Source organism: Pseudoalteromonas rubra, from assembly GCF_005886805.2.
GTDB classification, from domain to species: Bacteria; Pseudomonadota; Gammaproteobacteria; order Enterobacterales; family Alteromonadaceae; genus Pseudoalteromonas; species Pseudoalteromonas rubra_D.
In genome coordinates, this window is sequence record NZ_CP045430.1 from 426,835 (window position 1) to 444,294 (window position 17,460).

Below are 17,460 nucleotides of genomic sequence, written 5' to 3' on the forward strand. Positions count from 1 at the left end.
GCAAAAACCCACCATACCCGAACAAAATACAGTCAAAACTCAATCCTACCGAAAGGAATTGCATACAATAGTCTGTATCCCTAGTACTGCTGAGATTTCCGGCTATTTAAAATTCACTTTTTCGACTTATAAACTATGCTTACCCTGCTCACTAAATAACCAAAGGAAGGGCGATTTTATTTCGCTAAATAGAACAGGTGTGTTTATGAAAAGTCTCAAATTATTATTGGCAGCCTCTGGCCTGACAGCCATACTGGCTGGATGCGGCGGGTCATCCGATAGTGGACCGTCACCCAACCCAAATCCTGACCCTGGCGTAGAAAACCAAGCGCCCTCAGTCAGTATTACTGGTGATAACGAAGCGCAGGAGAAAACCGCTGTGTCGCTTAAAGCCAATGCGACAGACAGCGATGGCGAAATCGCCAGCTATAGCTGGAGTGTGACATCAGGCCCTGCTACCACATTAAACAACAGTACAACCAGTGATGTCAGCTTCACAACGCCCGAGGTAACCACGGACACTGTTATGACCATCGCAGTAACCGTGACCGATGACGACGGCGCAACCAGCACAGCCACGAAAAACTTCACAGTTAAACGTTTGGTAAGGTCAGTTACACTTAACGGTATAGTGACCGATGCGCCAGTCGCAAATGCCTCTTTAATGGCATATGTAGGCGATGAGTCCTTCCCGGCGACCGCCGATAACGATGGTATTTACACGATTCATCTTGATGTAGATGATTCAGCCGTAAACCGGCTCATTCGTATCCAGGCTAATGGTGGAACTAACCAGGAGAATGTCGAGTTCTATTCGCAGCTAGAAAGCTTTGAAACGGTCGCCACTCAGGCTGGTGATGACGGCATAGTCAATAGCAGCGAGAACTTTGGGGTAAACATCACCAATGTCACCACTGCGGAGTATGCGCTAGTCACACGCTCTGTGGGTGGTGTGCCGCAAACAACGGATGAGCTGAACAACGCGTTGGTCGGTGTTGATGCCAATGAGAAACTGACTTTATCGGCACTAATAAAACTGGTTGTCGATGGCAGCGGCGATACCAAATTCTCTTTACCTGCGGGTGTAAACAACACCTTTGAACTGGTTTCAAACCAAAGCGCCATTGATGAACTCACGAATACAATCAACGACACGGATCCGACTTTGATTGATACCACCAAAGAATCCATCAAAAACGACGACAAACTCGTTGATAATGGTGAAGGTTCCATTGTTGGTTCATATCTGATTGGCTCCACACGATACTTCCGTAGTCACTTTACGGAAATGACATTAAATGAAGACGGAACTGGTACCTTCACCGACCACACCAGCGGTGCCATCACCTGGACACAGGCGACTGACGGAGCAGTGAGTATCGTTTTTGGTGACGGTATTTTCTCACCCAGACACAGTTGTAAAAATGCCGAAGGCATGAGCTATACCTGCTACTCACGGTACAAAACCGCCACTTTTAGCATTTACGATGACAATGACTTTGCCAAAGCAATCAGCCTGACTGGCGTGCGTGATGAGATCAAAGCCGATGATGATACTGTTTTAAATGCGGATGTATCTAACACGGAAGACTTTACTATGGTTGTGCGTGGCAACACCATTACTCCCACTGCGGCGCAAATGCAGGGAGTGTGGCACTTTGACCAAATGTACTACCTGATGGCGGGTGAAACCGGCAACGAGTATTACCTTCCGCAAACCGGTAAAATGATGTTCAACCAGGATGGCACCGGTAAATCGACCTTACCAGATGGCACCGAGCGTGATTTCAGCTGGGAAGTTAGTGCGAATAATCTGGTTGTTATGCTTGCCAAAACTGACACTATGGAAGCACAAACGCTCACCTACTGGTTATTAAAATCACTGCAAAGTGGTTTTCAGTTCTGGGCAATCACCAATGATGCTGTGGCCACTGAACCAGACAAAATGTGGTCAATGACGCACCGCCATCGCACCGGTATCATGATGCCTGAACAAAATGTCACCCTGAATAATGCGATGGCACTTGGGCGCTTTGTTCCTTACCAGGGGGCAAACCTGCCGCAAAATTATTTCTTCGACAACTTTATAAATGGTGTTACCTATTCACAGCTGAATAAGTACACTGAGTCCTGGGCAGTAAATAATAATACCCTATCCACCAATTTATACTACGACAATGTAAATCGGCGTAATGTATACCAATGTCCTGAAGGCGCGACACCTGACAGTTGTGTCATTAACTCCAGTAACAGCTATGATGTCCTCTCAATGGATGGTAACAATTGGTATGTACGCGTTAGCTTTACCAATATACTCGACCCAGGCACATTCTCTACTTATTTGCTCAAATACGTGAAAACTGAAACGGCCTTAACTCAATTTGACTATATGTGGATGGATAATCGTATTTTCTTCATCCTAAACGGCGGTTTTCAGGCCGAGTTAAAATACTACTTCCTGAATTACAGCGACGATGACACCTTTACCCGGGTAATTCGTGACAGTAACTTTAGCGAAATTGGTACTTACTCTGTTAAGTCAGGCAAGCTGCATTCGGATGAGTCGGGCTCAGTCACGGTGAGTGACCTGAAGGGCTTTGACCGGGACTACATTAAGGTCTGTAATTATCCATTGGATACCAACTGCGATCAGGGTGAGGAAATGACCTACTACCTCAATACTGGCGCAGCAGACAAAGCAAATATGATACAACCTCCTGTGCCAGTTTACTCAACCGACCCACTTAACGGCGCCTGGTATGACCCCAACGAGCCCGACTTTGTGGTGGTGATCCGCGACGGTAAATGGGTGCATATGGAACTTAAATCGGATGATACACCTGATGCGATGGCAGGACTGGAGGTCGGTTATGCCAGCTGGAATGACAGCACTGGGGAATTTATGGTCGATAAGGTTTTTGACGCCAATGGCTCGTATGGCTTTGATTCTGCGCTCAAACACACCATGATGATCGATGGTAATACCCTGACCGTTGATGTTGAGGGTGAGCCCTCGTTCACCTTCACTCGACTGGTAGACGCAAATAACCCCTTGGTGGGTGCTTATGTGGAGTATCCACTGGATAGCGGCCGGATCTGGGTAACAGCATTTATGCCCGGTAATAAGTTTTTTGAAGCAGACTATGAAAGCGCCGACTCTGCCATGGCCGGTATCAACTACGGTAGTTTTAGCTATGATGCCAGCACAGGCCAAACTGAGTTAACGTTTGAACTGAACCAGCTCGCAGACAGCGACACACGATTCGCCATGTTCCTGAACGGTGATGTGATCCAGTGGAAAGACGGCAATGACCTGGGCATAGTACAGCGTGTTAAACCTATGTCTGGTCAGCCCCTGTTTGATAGCCACACTCTGATGTATGAACGCTATGCACTTATCAATGGCGATCAGACTATGTATGTGGAGTTCCACAGCGGGAACTTAGCGGAGATGGTCACAGAGGGTAAAACACGCGCCTTTACCTGGTCAGTTAATCAGGGACAATTGATGCTGATGGCAAACACCCCAGCTTCCGGACTTGGTGCTGAAGGTTATGTCATTTCACCAAGCTCTATGCTCGATGATGGCTGGAAAGTGTCTGTGCTGAAAATGATGGAGCCAGATCCAGCCACTGAAAACGACCCAACCAGCTCATATATGCGATTTGATGCAGATATGCGCCGATAAGTAGTAATCATGCGCGATCCCTTCTTCCCTGAAGGGATCGCCATTTCCCCTTAATTTGCTAGCCTGGATAGTTCCGCAATGGCCAGTTCGACATCCCGTTGTTCAGTACGCCAGTTGCTAAAAGCGCACCTTATTACAGGGCTCCCTTGCCACCTACCCGGCGTCATAAACACCTGACCAGCTTCATTTAACTGGGCTAACAGCACCTCCGTATCATACGTATTGGCAGCGCTGGCCGAGAACACAACCACATTCAGCTCACAGGCTTTCACCAATTCATACGCTGGTGAGGCGTTGATCCAGTTAGCCAAAGTTGCCGCCTGCGCCACATTACGCTGGATCTCCACTTTAATACCTTGTTTACCATAAGCGAGCAAGGTTGCCCAGACAGGCAGCGCTCTGAAACGTCGCGAGTTTTCAATCCCTAAAGACATAAAAGGAAACGCCTCTTCACTATTTGCCAAATAAGGTGCATCCACATTGCAGGTTGCAAACAAAGTATGCGGATGACGAGTCAGAAATACGCCACAGTCATAGGGTACATTGAGCCACTTGTGACAATCCAGGGTGATACTGTCTGCCAGTTCAATCCCCTGGGTTTTGCCATTTGGACCATTCAGCAATCGCTCGAAAATACCAAATGCGCCATCCACATGTAACCAGGCCTTATGTCGGCGACATAACTGCGCTATCCGAATAAGGTCGTCATAATCTGTTCCGGTCACCGTTGCTGCACTGGCAATCACGATTTTTCCACGGCTATCACACTCACTTAGCTTGTGGGCCAGATCGTGAATATCCATGGCTTCGGTGCCCGGCTCTCGGGCAATCTGGATCCAGGTTTCCTGACCTAAGCCGGCCAATCCGAGTGCTTTTACCATACTGGCATGAGGCGTCGCAGCAAACACAGTGCAGTCCAAACCTTTGCTCCCGACTTTTGCAACGTCTATCCCCTGACTCAGTCCGGCGTTCTGCCTGGCGGTCATTGCGCCCAACACATTGGCGGCTGTGGCACCTGTAGTCATCACCCCCTCAAACACCGCGGGAAGCTCAAATAGCTCAGTTAACCATTTGATAGCCTGACGTTCTACCTGACTGGCAACCGAATCTCCGCCTTTCGATACATTTTGGTTGTACAAGGTCACCAGCCAGTCGGCATAAGTAGCCACGGGATTGGCACCACCAGTGACAAAGCCCCAGTAACGCCCGCCGTTACTGGCTGAAAGTTGTGGTGCAATTTCATCGTTAAAGATCTGGCTGAATGCCTCAAATCCCGCAGGCTGGTCGCCGAGCGTTCTTGCTTCCAGACTAACGTTCGAATTGCTGACCCTGCGGGTATCGAGCGAGTCCCGAAACTCATTGCAGGCTAGCTCCAGTGCAGCCAGTAGCTGAGCGTAGGTTGGTAACGACTGAGATAATAATGAATGCATGATGGCTCCTTTTGACTTTACGCTCTCACTGTAACGTGATAGAAAAAAGGTAACAGATACAAAAAATATAATTTTTTAGATAACAGATGGGCAAACAGGCAAAGTATAAAGTATTAGCAGAACAGTTTATCTGTGCCATGGACGGCGGGGAATATCCACAAGATCAGCCTTTACCATCATTACGTCAACTCAGCGCCCTGCATCAGGTCAGTATGACCACGGCACTGGCCTGTTATAGATATCTTGAGTCTCTCGGCTACATTCGCGCAGATCCCAAACGCGGCTTTTTTCCCTGCTCAGAACATAATCCAGTCCCACTCACTGAACACGCACAATTTAATGCCCAGATCAGTACGTTACCAAAAAGCCCACCACGGCGACTCAGGTCGGGGTTTGCCACCGCACAACTCGACGCCAACCTGATAGATACGCAACAACTACGTGCCTCACTGAACCGGACGATGCGAGGCGACCTCAGCATGTTTAATTATGGCGATCCACTCGGTGAGCCAACACTGAGACGAGCCCTGTCAGAGCACCTCCAAGTGCAAGGCTTTATGTTGCAGGAACAGACGTTGATCATCACACAGGGCTGCCTGGATGCGGTCAAAACAGCGCTGGAGATCACAACCAAAGAACAAGATGTGATAGCAATCCCTTCGCCATGCTATACCGGCTTACTGGATGCACTGAGCGTAATGGGCAGACAAGTGCTGGAAATCCCAAGTAATCAGGATGGTATAGATCTGGCCCAGTTAGAAAGTGCCATGGCCAGGCAAGAAATTGCGGCCTGTCTGATCAGCGCTAACTTTCAGAACCCAACGGGACATAGCCTTAGCACGCAGCAAAAACAGATTCTCGCCCGCATGGCAAAGCAGTATCAAATTCCAGTGATTGAAGACGATGTATATCGAGAACTCAGCCACACAGGCACGACGCCTTTGCCTGTAAAGCATTTTGATGAAGACGGCTGGGTAATATGGTGCAGCAGTATTTCCAAGACACTGGCGCCGGGGTTCCGGCTTGGCTGGTGTGCACCTGGACGTTTTCACCAAACCTATAGCGACCTGATCCGGGTTCGTTCTTTAGGCTGTAACCGACCGCTCCAGTTGGCACTGGCAGATTATATCAGCCGGGGACATTACGCCCGTTATCTGAAAAAACTCAACCAGACGCTTGCCTTACAATGCAACCGATACATCCAGATTTTGACACAATTGCTGCCAGCTAACATCAACCTCAGCCGCCCCCAGGGTGGGCTGGTATTGTGGTTTGAGTTACCACAGGTCGATACTCAGCAACTTCAGGCACAACTGCGTGATGAGCAGGTTCATATACTCTGTGGCGATGCGTTTTCGACGACTGAACTCTATCATAACTATGTTCGGCTGAACTTTGGTCAATGCCTGAGCTCAGAAATTGAATCACAGCTTGTTCGTTTTACTCAACTCGTCGACCAGAATCGGTGTCAAAAATCAGTCAGAGATGAAACTAAAACTGGTACAAAACCTGCTTAATTTTTAAACTACGAATTATGCGGTAATGACTATCATGGATCTGACACAGGATGAGCTGGACTATATTCACCTGGTGGTGGAAACCTCTCAGCTCGATTTATTTCAGGCACACGCCAATTTGTGTAGTGAGCTAAAGGCGTTTACCAGTGATCTGCTTGAAGAGCTGGCCCAGCACGAGGCCAGTTACGCCCAAACTGAGCGTCTGCTCGATTCACATCTGCGTACTGCCAACATCGTTGACTTTCCAGCTCAGCCAATGAGCCCTGCGTTTAGCCAAAATAACAGTCAGTGGCATCCGGATCACCAGACGCTGCTATCCATTATTGATGACCTACCGCATATCGTCGAAGGTCATGGCATGCCACGTAGCTGGCGATTCACCCCTTACCCGTCTGTCCGATTATTGCTGAACTTCCCCCGGGCATCCTTTCATGTCGATTCTTTGTCACTCACTGGTGCCCGCATCTGTACTTTCCCGCTCAACGCTGCGCAGTATGAAGACATGTTTACTGTGCGCGGTGCCAACCTGATGCTCCCAAACGGACAATGTATTCATGTAGATATCGCATCAGTGGCCAGCCGGGGCTCACATCGACTGGCGTTGAAATTCGATCATTACACCGTGGCAAGCCCAACACTAAAAGTCTTTGTGGTCAGCAATTATGTCCGGCTGCATGGCTGGCACTAAGCGCTAGATGGTTTGATAAACAACCCGGGCAGCCAGCAGCAAAAATGTACAGCCAAGTATCTTATCGATAACAGCCTGCTTTGCTGTCAGGTCAAATCGGTCTCGGGCTGATGCTGTCACGACGGATACAAAGAAATACCACAGCGCGTCAATCACCAGCACCGTCACGCACATAATCACCGCCGTTTGAAGTGTTAACGCTTCAGGGTCGATAAACTGAGAGAATAATGCGAGGAAAAAAATAGCCAGTTTTGGGTTCAAAAAGGCAATAGCAAAACCATCTTTTGCCGCTGCAACATAGCTCTTAGCATCATGCTCAGTGGCGACCTCAATACCCCTACTTTTGCTGGTAAGGATCTTGTAACCCATATAGGCAAGATAGGCGGCGCCGGCATATACCAGGCCCTGATAAACCAACGGGAATTGCTCAATCAAACTCGCTAAACCCAGTAAAGATAAGCTCGCGTAGATCCCCACCCCCAAACCGTGAGACAAACTCGCGACGATACCATGTTGAGCACTATGATACAGGCTGTAACGCAACACAACCGCCAAACTTGGCCCCGGAGACATAGCTCCCACACAACATATAAACGCCAGACTTAACCAAGCCGTTAATTCCATCACATTATCCCACATTACAAAAAGCGCTCATTCTAACCGAGCTAAAACTGCGGGCCAATATTTTAATGCGCCTAAATACCGAGAATCTAAACTTGCCCATTTTTTGTGCAGCGCGTATATCCCGTCCAGGGTCAGTCATCACGGCCTGCAACCAGAATATAGACCAGCCAAATGATGCCACTGAAGGCAAATAGTGTAGCAACTGCAATAGCGATCCACTTTACCAGCACATCTATGAGGTTATTGTTCTTTTCAGTTTTCATGTCCTCTCTCCCTGACTGAATATATTTCAGTACTTTAGCGACATCACATTCCCTAAATCCACCCCAAAAATGTGACCGAGAGTTCATACCAATCATTTTATGCAGAGAAATAAATGCCCATGAAAACCATGACTGCCTGCCACGAACCAGTGGTCTAAATTTACCTGTTTATTCATGCCAAATTGAAATTGGTAAAGAAAAGTGAACCACATACTATGGCCAGTACTTGATAGCGTGACTCCCTTATAATTAGCTTGTTAAGAGGCATTTTCGCACTTACCAACACCTTGGTTAACGCCTTGCACGCGCATGTACCAGTTTTGAGTGTCTGCCAACTTGGCTTGAAGTCTTCGACATAAGATGGTAATCCCTTAATTGGATCCCCCAGCGGCTGTTCTATAGACAAGCTGGAAGCTATTGCTGATGCGCTTGGCGTGTCTGCTCCTGACCTTATGTTGCCAATTACGAACACAAAGGACGGAGCTTGTAAAGCGTGTTGAATATCAGAGTTTTAACGGATGCAATTCACCAGATGAAATTGACAGCAAAAGAAGTTGTAATAGACAGTATTGAATTTGAATCTCAGGCCATTCTTATTGTAAACATGGCACTAGTAACTAAAAACACAGAGAAGTTGAATCCTGAGCTCATAAAGCTTGCTAGAAAATACTGATAACCATACTGAATTTTAAGGGTAGCTTTATTTTTTGATTCTTTTCCCTATATCCAGCTTGCAGTTGGATTTACTAGGCGAATTGGATTGTCTTTCTGAAAGTAAGTCAATATTTAAAGGAGTTATACATGTTCAAGAACATTACGAAGCAACAATTAAAGCTTATCAAGGGTGCTGGAAGTGGCGGAGGTACAGAGCCCAAAACATTTGGAGTAAGCCCTATGACGCATAGTGGCCGCATTGATCCTGTGACAGTAATAACAGGCACAGGAGTCTTTGACCAGAAATAACATATGCAGAATAGTATTTTAAAAAGGGCGTTATTTCGCCTTTTTTATATATTAATAGAGTTGGGGCTCGCGGCAGTTTCAAAATCGAAATGCTGGAAGATAGACAAGCTCAGATATTACGAGAACGTACCCAATCCTGAGTTAGGATAAGTCGAAATTATGTAAAAGAAAAAGTGTTAACCCTGTAATCGCTCGCACTGAATCAGGTTGGCTCGTCGCCCTTTATGAAGGTGCTCACTGTAATCTGTCATCGCGTGCTTTCGCCCGACCGCACCATTAAAGACCTTCTTAAACTGCGTAGAAAGCTGAGCTTTTTAAGTGACATATATGGACACTCCATATATGTCCTTGTAACGCTAGATTAATCAGATTGTTGGCTATGCCGCACGTTCAACTCTGAAACTGTAACAACCATAAGCAGCATACCTTGCAATTACAAAGCTTACCTTTTCATTGGTTAAAAACGCTTCAAGGTCTGACTCTGCTTGTGCTGGTGATGTCAATTTCGCGTCTAATATATGCTCGTTTTCACAGTATGCTCTTAATACAAATGTGTGACCCAAATAATCAGTTGCTGATCCATTTGGCAGTGGCAGCTTGTTAACATCAAATTCCTGACTCTTCGAGTTAGCCAATACAAAAATGGGACCATACTCTTTATACGGGCCTGTTTTAGTGAAAGGACAATAGCTGGCCAATATTAGTTCTTCACCGGCCTTTGCGCCACGAAGCACATCTCGACATGGTTCACCACCTTTAGCTAGCAATACTTCTACAGGTTGGTTTTGATCGTCTATACCTACATTTCTAACTTTATCTAAGAAATCCGATCTCACAGGTACTATTTTATATTTCATTTGACTCCCTCAATAGCTAACAGATCATTGGTAAGACATAGCAAGGTCCGCTACCTTGTAAGGTGCTGATACGCTACCTCGTAAGGAGGGAAGTGACCTCTGTATAGACAAACCAATAAAACTCCAAAAATTATCGTAAATCATACACTAATAAAAAATAATGTTACATCTCATAAGCTTGAACTGTATAAAACTGATCGCTTTGATTGCTACAAAATTTTTGTCGATGGCAAACTCTGGAAAGAGCGCATTGGGCAGAGCAATATTTTCGCGAGAATCAGAAAAGTACTTCCCAGATTTGCTCGTCTGTTGCTCGCTCATCACGGCCAGTCAAGTCTAAACCTTTCCAGCTAGCAGATATGGGCTACTACACATTGAGTGCAATCACCTGTTCATAACCATAAGAACAATCCAAAAAATCCGCCACACTATACAGTACTATTTTTCATGAGTTACTTTTTAGCCTTCAGATTTATATAAAATTTTACTAATGTAGTTTTGCATTTTCCAGCCATTTACAGAACTGACTACCCCTGCTAAATACAAAAATCAGCAGGTTGATAGCAAAGTAGTTAATCTAAAAAAACCTACTGACACTCCCTGACAAAGCTGCGTGTTTTACTGTCACCAACTTAAACAAGGAGATAAAAACATGAGCACAAATATCGTAGAAATCGCCACCTTCAAACTGGCTAACGGTGTCACTGAAGCAGACTTTCTGATTCAAAATGAACACTTTATGGCTTACGTTAAAACACAACCGGGCCTGCTATACCGCTCCGTATCAAAGCATGCTGAAACCGGTGTCTACACTGACATTGTATACTGGAATACGTTGGAAGATGCCCAACGCGTTCAACAGGCATTTGAGCATGAGCAAGTATGTCAGCAGTTTGCGGCGGTGATTGACAAAGAGAGCCTGTCACTCACCTTAACTGAGGTAGTTGCGCAAACCCCTTGCAGTGAGTAACCTGACTCAGCATATCAATGCCGGGATAATTCCCCGGCTTTTCCCCGGAGTAATGTAGTGCACAAATCTGAGCGTTTATTTCAGCTGGTTAACCTGCTCAAAGGGCGACGCCTGGCCATTACGGCCAAGCAACTTGCGGAACGGCTGAACGTGTCTGAGCGCACTATATACCGCGACATCCAACATCTTCAAAGTTCTGGCGTGCCTATCGAGGGCGAAGCTGGCATTGGTTACCTGATAGCCCAGTGTGACTTACCTCCCATGATGTTTACCGTTGCGGAGTTACAGTCTTTATTGTTGGGCACCCGCATGGCCAGCGCCTGGACTGATCCAGTCTTATCAGAACATGCCAGCAGCGCGATGGCTAAAATTGAGGCAGCGCTTCCTGAGCATCTTAAACAACAGCTTGATGACTTTCCTTATGTTGCCGCCAGCTTTGGCCATACCGAAGATCATCAAAGGTTTAGTAGTACATTGCGCGAAGCTGTGGTTCAGAAACGCCAGGTCAGATTACACTATAAAGATGCCAAAGAGGCTTATAGCGAGCGAGATATAGAGCCGCTCGGACTTGTCTACTGGGGTGGTAAATGGACCATTATCGGCCATTGCCTTCTGCGCAATGATTACCGCGAATTTCGACTCGACCGGGTCTGTGACATCTCCTTGCTGACGCACCCTTTTGAACTCACTAAAGAAAAGAACCTGCAGCACTATATCGCCCTGGTCAAAGCAAAATACGCCGAAGACACCACTCAGATGAACCCTTAACTGCAGATGTGCTCCCAGTTACTGCTAATTATCGACTGAGTGTAAATACTCATCTGATCTGTGTACTTTTTTTATACGATTGTTTTTATTTAATAAATTATCAATAATTCATTCTCAGCCAATCAACCAGATCAAATAATTCGCCACACAAGCAACATTTATTAAACGCAAATGAGAGTTGTTATCATTTAAAATCACTGTTAGTATGCGCTCCCTCTGCAGTCCCGAAGCCGGGTTCCTTAGTTGTATGGAGTGTAAAATGCAATTCTCTCGCTCAAAGAATTCACCAAACCTATTGGCCAATGCCGTTAAAGTCGCCCTGTTAGGTGCCGCTGTTAACAGCACAATCGTTGTCGCTCAAAGCGCTGACGAGAATATCGAAAAAATTAGTGTGTACGGTAAACACAACAAACTAATTCTAGAATCAGGCACAGCCACTAAGTCCAACATGGCCTTAATGCAAACGCCGGCAGCCATTGTGGTTGTTGATAAAGAGTTGCTCAAAGCGCAAAATGCGACCACCTTACAGGAAGCTTTACGTAACGTCAGTGGTCTGGGGCAGGCAGGTAATAACTATGGGATCGGCGACAACCTGACCATACGTGGCCTGGGTGTGAATTACACTTATGATGGCATGTACGGTGGTGCTGATTTGGGTAACAGCTTTAACCCTACGCGTTCAATGACTAATGTTGAAAGTATTGAAGTATTAAAGGGCCCGGCAACTGGCTTATACGGCATCGGCGCAGCAGGTGGTGTAATCAATCTGGTTGAGAAAAAGCCGCAACAACAGGATGCTTTCGAGGTCAGTGCCAAAGCAGGCAGCTGGAATAGCTATGGTATTGGATTTGACGCCACTGGAGGCCTGAATGATCAATGGGCATATCGTCTTGTCACTAACCATGAACGCAGTGATGGCTATCGTGACCTGCAATCAGACAGAGACGAAATTTATGCCAGCCTGAGCTTTGACGTAAACGCCAGTCACAAGCTTCTACTTTCAACCGCTTATATTGATGACGCATTACAAATTGACTCAATTGGTGACCCTGTTCGCATCATGAACTGGGACAGCACCTCTGGCACACCGGATATGCTCAGCGCAGCAAACTTGCCAAACGATCCCCAAATGGATGAAGAAGGCAAAAACTACCTGGGCGTTCAGCTGACTGCACAGCAACGCGAGCAGCTTGCAACTTCAATTCTTGCCACAGACGGCCTTAAGCCTTACAACCTGGGCGATGGTAACTTGATCTCTCCGCTTTCTAAACCTAATGAAGGTGAAGAGCTGAGAATCAAGCTTCGTCACGACTGGCATATCAATAACGACTCAACCCTGACGCAACAAGTCTTGTGGCGCAGCTATGATTCTGAATTTGCCCGTCAGACAGGCGCATATAACTATGTTTACTGGGACCGCCGTGGTGTCATTAACGCCGACCCTCGTGCACCTTTAGTCATTGATGACGAACTGCACCCTTTTGCCGCGCGTCGACAAGAATATCGCCGCCAGGTTGCTGAGGAAAAAACCTGGCAATACTTTGCCGATTTACAACTGGGCTGGAGCCTGGGTGGCATTATGGGTGAACACCTGTTCAGCGTAAACTATGAAAACCGTGAAATGGCCCTGAAGAGCTGGTCGATTTATGATGCCGACAGCGCCAAAGGCGATAATGCTATCCCGTATATTTTGGATATTCGTAATCCAAACTGGGCGACCGGCGATATCATGGACTACGACCCATCACTACGCAGCAACTATGACAAGTCCTTGGATGCTTACGGGATAAGCTTCCAGGAAGTGCTTTATCTTAACGAGCAACTAACCGTACGTGCGGGTCTTGCCTATTCAGCAATTGAACAGGCGTATCAGCACAAGGGCAGCGATCGTGCACCAGAGGCCAGCAAAGAGCTGGACTCAGATGACTCAGGCATGACCTATAACTTTGGCGTGAACTATCAGGTTCACCCTCAACTATCAGCATTTGTAAATATTGCTAAAGGCCGCACAGCCTACAGCATTCTGGGCTCTTTGTCTGATGACACGACCTCACCAAATCGCCCGGATTCTGAGTCAGAATCGCTGGATTTAGGTATCCGTTTCACCGCGCTGGACGAAGACCTGCTGGGTTCAATTGTGTGGTTTGAAACCAGTCGTACTAACCTGCGTTACACCAACCCGTTGTATAACGATGATCCGAAAGATCCTGAGTATAATGTCAGTGTCACGCAATACTTCTACGATGATGAAGATGAATCAAAAGGCGTAGAAGTCGACTTGAATCTGGCACTGGCAGAATCAGTTGACTTAAACCTAAATGCCACCTGGCAGGATGCTATCGAGATCCGTGCACAGGAACGCTCTGAGCAGAAAAAAGGCGTACCTGAGAAAATGGCCAGTGCGTGGGTAAACTATCAGCTGCCTGCAACAGTGATAGACAACCTGACTGTCAGCCTGGGTGTCAGCTATATGGGTGAGCGCACTGTAAACTCAGCATCATTTGGTCTGCCAACCGCTATCATTGACAGCTATACACGCTGGGATGCTGCGGCGCGCTATCAGGGTGACAAGTATCAGATCCAGCTGAATATTGAGAACCTGACGGACGAGCACTACTACAGCAAAGCCCTGTTCCTGGGTGGCTTACCGGGTAACGAGCGTAACGTTAAATTGTCTGTAAACTATCAGTTCTAAAGCAAAGGTTCCGGTATCTGGTTACCGATTGCCAACGCATTAGCAAAACACAAAAGCGAAGTGGGCCTGCCTATTTCGCTTTTTTATTACTATTTTGATAACCCCGCCTAAGAATAAGTTTAGGTACAATCTTTGCTTAGTTATTCCCGACTCTGCAAAGGAATTACCGAATGAAAATCAACACGATTCCCCCTCAAACCACTTTTTCTTCTAATCAGTATACTGCGCACAATAAAGCACAGCTGGATAAACAGATGCACTTCACACAGCAACTAAACAGTGCCCTGGATGCAACCGAGCGAACACAACCGGACAAGGATATTGCGGCGTCCATTGGGGTTGATTATCAAGGTATTTCTGATCAGGCCAGGAATTATTACCAGGTCGCCAGAGACAACGCTTACAAACGCGTCGATTTAGGCCTGCCAGAGAAAGACCAGCAAATCCAGCTTTATCAGGAAACCATGAGTGAAATCATGGCAATGCCAATCGAGGTGAACGTTGAACCTCACGAGGTTAATGAAGCCTTACTGTTCAACAACCTGGGGATAGATTTTCTCGCCTATAAAGCGTTAAAAATTAGAGTGGAGATGCTTGACCTCACAGAGCAAGAAATACATAACGACAAAGCACTTCCTGACTATGAAAAAGACAAGTTAAAAGACAAAGTGGATGAACTCAAAGCCAGGCTGAAAGAGGCTATCGACACCCTGCTGGGCGACAGCGAGGATGCACCATTAGAAACAAACTCAAACCGCACGGCCGATGATGTATTTTCGTTATATCAACCAACTTAAATCAAGCGTGATATTGCAGTCAATTGGTACAACACGAGGCCAACAAGCCGTGCAATTACGCTCAACGTACTATACTGAAATCATGTGAATTTGCAGATCTCTGCTGAAATTCAGCACCAGCCTGACTATGAGGTGAGTTGCAATGCATCAGTTAGTACGTTTACTGGCTCTATTTCCACTGTTAAGCTTCGGTGCGACCTATAATACGCCCGATCTGGACTGGGTAACTGAAGATTACCCGCCTTTTAATTATCATATCAACGGTGAAATAGAAGGCTTATCAATCCGCATTCTGGATGGCATATACCGGGAGCTTGGTTGGACTCTGGACAAAAGAGACATCATGTTGGTGCCCTGGCCCAGAGCCTACCGAATGACCATGACCTCCCCTAAAACCTGTATTTTTTCTATTACTTACACTCAGGAACGGGCCAAACTATTCCAGTTTATCGGCCCATCGATCGACAATCAGGTGGCCATGATCGGGCACAAAGAAAACAACTACGAGGTGTCAAATCTCTCAGATCTAAAAAACTATAAAATTGGTGTCGTAAAAAACGATATTGGCCACCAGCTACTACGCCAGTCTGGTGTCAATAACGACAATCTTGTTTTTCTGGCCTCTGGATTTGAGCTGGTTCAAATGCTCAAACTGAAACGTATTGACTTAATTGCCTATGGCGATATTATCGCCCGTTTTCAGTTTAAACGGGCAGGTATTGATCCGTCACACTACAGGGTCGTCCTCCCATTAGCTCGCTCCTACCTGGGGTTTGCCTGCAACAAGCAAGTAAATGCTCAGTGGGTTCACAGTATGAATCAGGCACTGCGACGCTTACGTCGAGATGCACCTTCACTGTTTTTGCCACAATCCTATTAGCGCTTTTCAGAGGAGCCAATGACACGCTTTAAATCAATACTGATTACATCAATTATCTTTACGCTATTTGGGGCATCAATGAGTAACACCGCCAGGACATTGCAACCTGAGCGTGATACCCACCCAATACCAATTAGAGTCTGCTTTGAACGCTGGCGTCCCTTTAGCTTTATCGATCAAAGTGGGGTTGCCCGTGGTATGGAAGTTGATCTGATCAAAGCTGCGGCTAAGTCCATAAATCGTCGTGTCGAGTTCACTGAGCTTCCCTTCAAACGCTGTATTGCCAATGTAAAATATGGCAGTACAGACTTTTCGCTGCATGTCGACAAGACTGACGGGCTGGAAACTTTTTCGGACTCCGCAACATCATGGCAACTGAGCCTGGCTGTCTCTGCTGACAGATTAAAAAGTTCAGATGATTTCAATCGCATTGATACGCCCAGGATCATGCTGGCAACCGAATACCCTTATCCCAAAGCTGTGTATCGAAAATTAGAAGCGTTAAATGCCCGGTTAGTCAGACGCTCTTATTATGAAGAAAACGACGAACATGCAAAAACCTTTTTTAGCATACTGGCAACAGCACGCGTCGACGCCATATTGGTCGACAAGCAATGGGCGCTGCATATGATTAAAAAGTTTAACTTACCAGTATTGATACTGGTGCAGGACTTTCATTCAGAGCCCCAGTACATTGGATACCGGCATAGTAATGCTCGTCTTGCCAGCCAGCTTGAAGCAGCCATAGCAGCGTTGCCCGATACCCTTATCCAGTCTATTAAGGGGCAATATCAATATTAACAAAAACGAATCCTTGTATACTCTATTCGCGGCTTAATTTGATCAGTCGCTCAACCACATCAGCAGCAATCTGCTCCAAAATTGAGGCATCATGCTCATTAAACTCCCTGGGCTCAAAATCAATCAGACACAAAGTCCCGGTCTGAGCGCCATTGGGATGTTTGAGCGGACAACCCGCATAAAAGCGGATACTCAATTCCCCTGTTACCAAAGGGTTATCAAAAAATCGCTCGTCCTGTAGTGCATTATCGACCACAAATACACCTTCCTGACAGATTGCGTGGCCACAAAATGAGATATCCCGGTGTGTTTGCTCAGCGTCCAGCCCAACTTTGGATTTGAACCACTGCCTGTCGCTATCAACCAGACTAATCAAAGCAATTGGTACATTAAATACGTGGGCAACAAATTCGGTGAATCTGTCCAGCTCTGAATCTGGGAGGGTATCAAGCGCCTTTAAGTCATGTAGGGTTTGCAGTCGCAGTGTTTCGTTTTCCGGAAGTGGTGGACTTTTCATCC

General features: G+C 46.5%; 15 protein-coding genes. 10 read left to right on the plus strand and 5 right to left on the minus strand.

Features of this window, described 5'->3' with window-relative positions:
• The first annotated feature begins 205 nt into the window (after positions 1–205).
• On the plus strand, positions 206–3,688 hold the full coding sequence (locus CWC22_RS21105; RefSeq protein WP_138539081.1) for a PKD domain-containing protein: 3,483 nt from the start codon (positions 206–208) through the stop codon (positions 3,686–3,688).
• Positions 3,689–3,738: 50 nt separating this feature from the next.
• Here the strand turns inward: CWC22_RS21105 and CWC22_RS21110 are convergent, their stop codons facing one another.
• Entirely contained in the window at positions 3,739–5,118 is a 1,380-nt protein-coding gene (locus CWC22_RS21110) for a pyridoxal phosphate-dependent decarboxylase family protein (RefSeq protein ID WP_138539080.1), read from the minus strand.
• An 86-nt stretch (positions 5,119–5,204) separates the two neighbouring features.
• Here CWC22_RS21110 and CWC22_RS21115 point away from each other — a divergent pair, with 86 nt between their 5' ends.
• Together CWC22_RS21115 and CWC22_RS21120 are read left to right on the plus strand one after the other, a co-directional pair.
• The gene (locus tag CWC22_RS21115) at positions 5,205–6,635 is read left to right on the plus strand and encodes a PLP-dependent aminotransferase family protein (RefSeq protein ID WP_138539079.1); all 1,431 of its coding nucleotides are present in this window, start codon (positions 5,205–5,207) and stop codon (positions 6,633–6,635) included.
• 34 nt (positions 6,636–6,669) lie between these two features.
• A complete protein-coding gene (locus CWC22_RS21120; RefSeq protein WP_138539078.1) occupies positions 6,670–7,323 on the plus strand; it encodes a hypothetical protein in 654 nt (217 codons plus the stop codon).
• 3 nt (positions 7,324–7,326) lie between these two features.
• On the opposite strand, the gene CWC22_RS21125 is transcribed toward CWC22_RS21120, so the two are convergent.
• Positions 7,327–7,947 carry a LysE family translocator gene (locus CWC22_RS21125; RefSeq protein WP_138539077.1) on the minus strand — a complete coding sequence of 207 codons (621 nt, stop codon included), beginning with the start codon at positions 7,945–7,947 and terminating at the stop codon, positions 7,327–7,329.
• A gap of 131 nt (positions 7,948–8,078) precedes the next feature.
• Positions 8,079–8,210, minus strand: a complete 132-nt coding sequence (locus CWC22_RS24585) for a hypothetical protein (protein WP_268253672.1) — start codon at positions 8,208–8,210, stop codon at positions 8,079–8,081.
• 801 nt (positions 8,211–9,011) lie between these two features.
• On the opposite strand from CWC22_RS24585, the gene CWC22_RS21130 reads away from it, so the two are divergent.
• Entirely contained in the window at positions 9,012–9,173 is a 162-nt protein-coding gene (locus CWC22_RS21130; RefSeq protein WP_171045115.1) for a hypothetical protein, read from the plus strand.
• Between the two features lie 377 nt (positions 9,174–9,550).
• Here the strand turns inward: CWC22_RS21130 and CWC22_RS21135 are convergent, their stop codons facing one another.
• Entirely contained in the window at positions 9,551–10,030 is a 480-nt protein-coding gene (locus CWC22_RS21135; protein ID WP_138539076.1) for a DUF1203 domain-containing protein, read from the minus strand.
• Positions 10,031–10,682: 652 nt separating this feature from the next.
• Between CWC22_RS21135 and CWC22_RS21140 the strand changes: the two genes are divergently transcribed.
• The 6 genes from CWC22_RS21140 (at position 10,683) to CWC22_RS21165 (ending at position 16,941) form a co-directional block, all read left to right on the plus strand.
• On the plus strand, positions 10,683–11,000 hold the full coding sequence (locus CWC22_RS21140) for a hypothetical protein (protein WP_138539075.1): 318 nt from the start codon (positions 10,683–10,685) through the stop codon (positions 10,998–11,000).
• Positions 11,001–11,057: 57 nt separating this feature from the next.
• Positions 11,058–11,768 (plus strand): helix-turn-helix transcriptional regulator, encoded by a 711-nt coding sequence (locus CWC22_RS21145; protein WP_138539074.1) that lies wholly within the window; start codon positions 11,058–11,060, stop codon positions 11,766–11,768.
• A 259-nt stretch (positions 11,769–12,027) separates the two neighbouring features.
• A complete protein-coding gene (locus CWC22_RS21150) occupies positions 12,028–14,463 on the plus strand; it encodes a TonB-dependent receptor (protein WP_138539073.1) in 2,436 nt (811 codons plus the stop codon).
• Positions 14,464–14,633: 170 nt separating this feature from the next.
• Positions 14,634–15,260 (plus strand): hypothetical protein, encoded by a 627-nt coding sequence (locus CWC22_RS21155; RefSeq protein WP_138539072.1) that lies wholly within the window; start codon positions 14,634–14,636, stop codon positions 15,258–15,260.
• A 142-nt stretch (positions 15,261–15,402) separates the two neighbouring features.
• A complete protein-coding gene (locus tag CWC22_RS21160) occupies positions 15,403–16,140 on the plus strand; it encodes a substrate-binding periplasmic protein (protein ID WP_125557559.1) in 738 nt (245 codons plus the stop codon).
• Positions 16,141–16,158: 18 nt separating this feature from the next.
• Positions 16,159–16,941 (plus strand): substrate-binding periplasmic protein, encoded by a 783-nt coding sequence (locus CWC22_RS21165; RefSeq protein WP_138539071.1) that lies wholly within the window; start codon positions 16,159–16,161, stop codon positions 16,939–16,941.
• A gap of 22 nt (positions 16,942–16,963) precedes the next feature.
• Here the strand turns inward: CWC22_RS21165 and CWC22_RS21170 are convergent, their stop codons facing one another.
• The gene (locus CWC22_RS21170) at positions 16,964–17,458 is read right to left on the minus strand and encodes a GAF domain-containing protein (RefSeq protein WP_138539070.1); all 495 of its coding nucleotides are present in this window, start codon (positions 17,456–17,458) and stop codon (positions 16,964–16,966) included.
• Positions 17,459–17,460: the final 2 nt, after the last annotated feature.

What these genes read in the sequence shown, in the direction of transcription:
- CWC22_RS21105 (WP_138539081.1), top strand. Translation starts at nt 206, where the DNA reads ATGAAAAGTCTCAAATTATTATTGGCAGCCTCTGGCCTGACAGCCATA.
- CWC22_RS21110 (WP_138539080.1), bottom strand. Translation starts at nt 5,118, where the DNA reads ATGCATTCATTATTATCTCAGTCGTTACCAACCTACGCTCAGCTACTG.
- CWC22_RS21115 (WP_138539079.1), top strand. Translation starts at nt 5,205, where the DNA reads ATGGGCAAACAGGCAAAGTATAAAGTATTAGCAGAACAGTTTATCTGT.
- CWC22_RS21120 (WP_138539078.1), top strand. Translation starts at nt 6,670, where the DNA reads ATGGATCTGACACAGGATGAGCTGGACTATATTCACCTGGTGGTGGAA.
- CWC22_RS21125 (WP_138539077.1), bottom strand. Translation starts at nt 7,947, where the DNA reads ATGGAATTAACGGCTTGGTTAAGTCTGGCGTTTATATGTTGTGTGGGA.
- CWC22_RS24585 (WP_268253672.1), bottom strand. Translation starts at nt 8,210, where the DNA reads ATGAAAACTGAAAAGAACAATAACCTCATAGATGTGCTGGTAAAGTGG.
- CWC22_RS21130 (WP_171045115.1), top strand. Translation starts at nt 9,012, where the DNA reads ATGTTCAAGAACATTACGAAGCAACAATTAAAGCTTATCAAGGGTGCT.
- CWC22_RS21135 (WP_138539076.1), bottom strand. Translation starts at nt 10,030, where the DNA reads ATGAAATATAAAATAGTACCTGTGAGATCGGATTTCTTAGATAAAGTT.
- CWC22_RS21140 (WP_138539075.1), top strand. Translation starts at nt 10,683, where the DNA reads ATGAGCACAAATATCGTAGAAATCGCCACCTTCAAACTGGCTAACGGT.
- CWC22_RS21150 (WP_138539073.1), top strand. Translation starts at nt 12,028, where the DNA reads ATGCAATTCTCTCGCTCAAAGAATTCACCAAACCTATTGGCCAATGCC.
- CWC22_RS21155 (WP_138539072.1), top strand. Translation starts at nt 14,634, where the DNA reads ATGAAAATCAACACGATTCCCCCTCAAACCACTTTTTCTTCTAATCAG.
- CWC22_RS21160 (WP_125557559.1), top strand. Translation starts at nt 15,403, where the DNA reads ATGCATCAGTTAGTACGTTTACTGGCTCTATTTCCACTGTTAAGCTTC.
- CWC22_RS21165 (WP_138539071.1), top strand. Translation starts at nt 16,159, where the DNA reads ATGACACGCTTTAAATCAATACTGATTACATCAATTATCTTTACGCTA.
- CWC22_RS21170 (WP_138539070.1), bottom strand. Translation starts at nt 17,458, where the DNA reads ATGAAAAGTCCACCACTTCCGGAAAACGAAACACTGCGACTGCAAACC.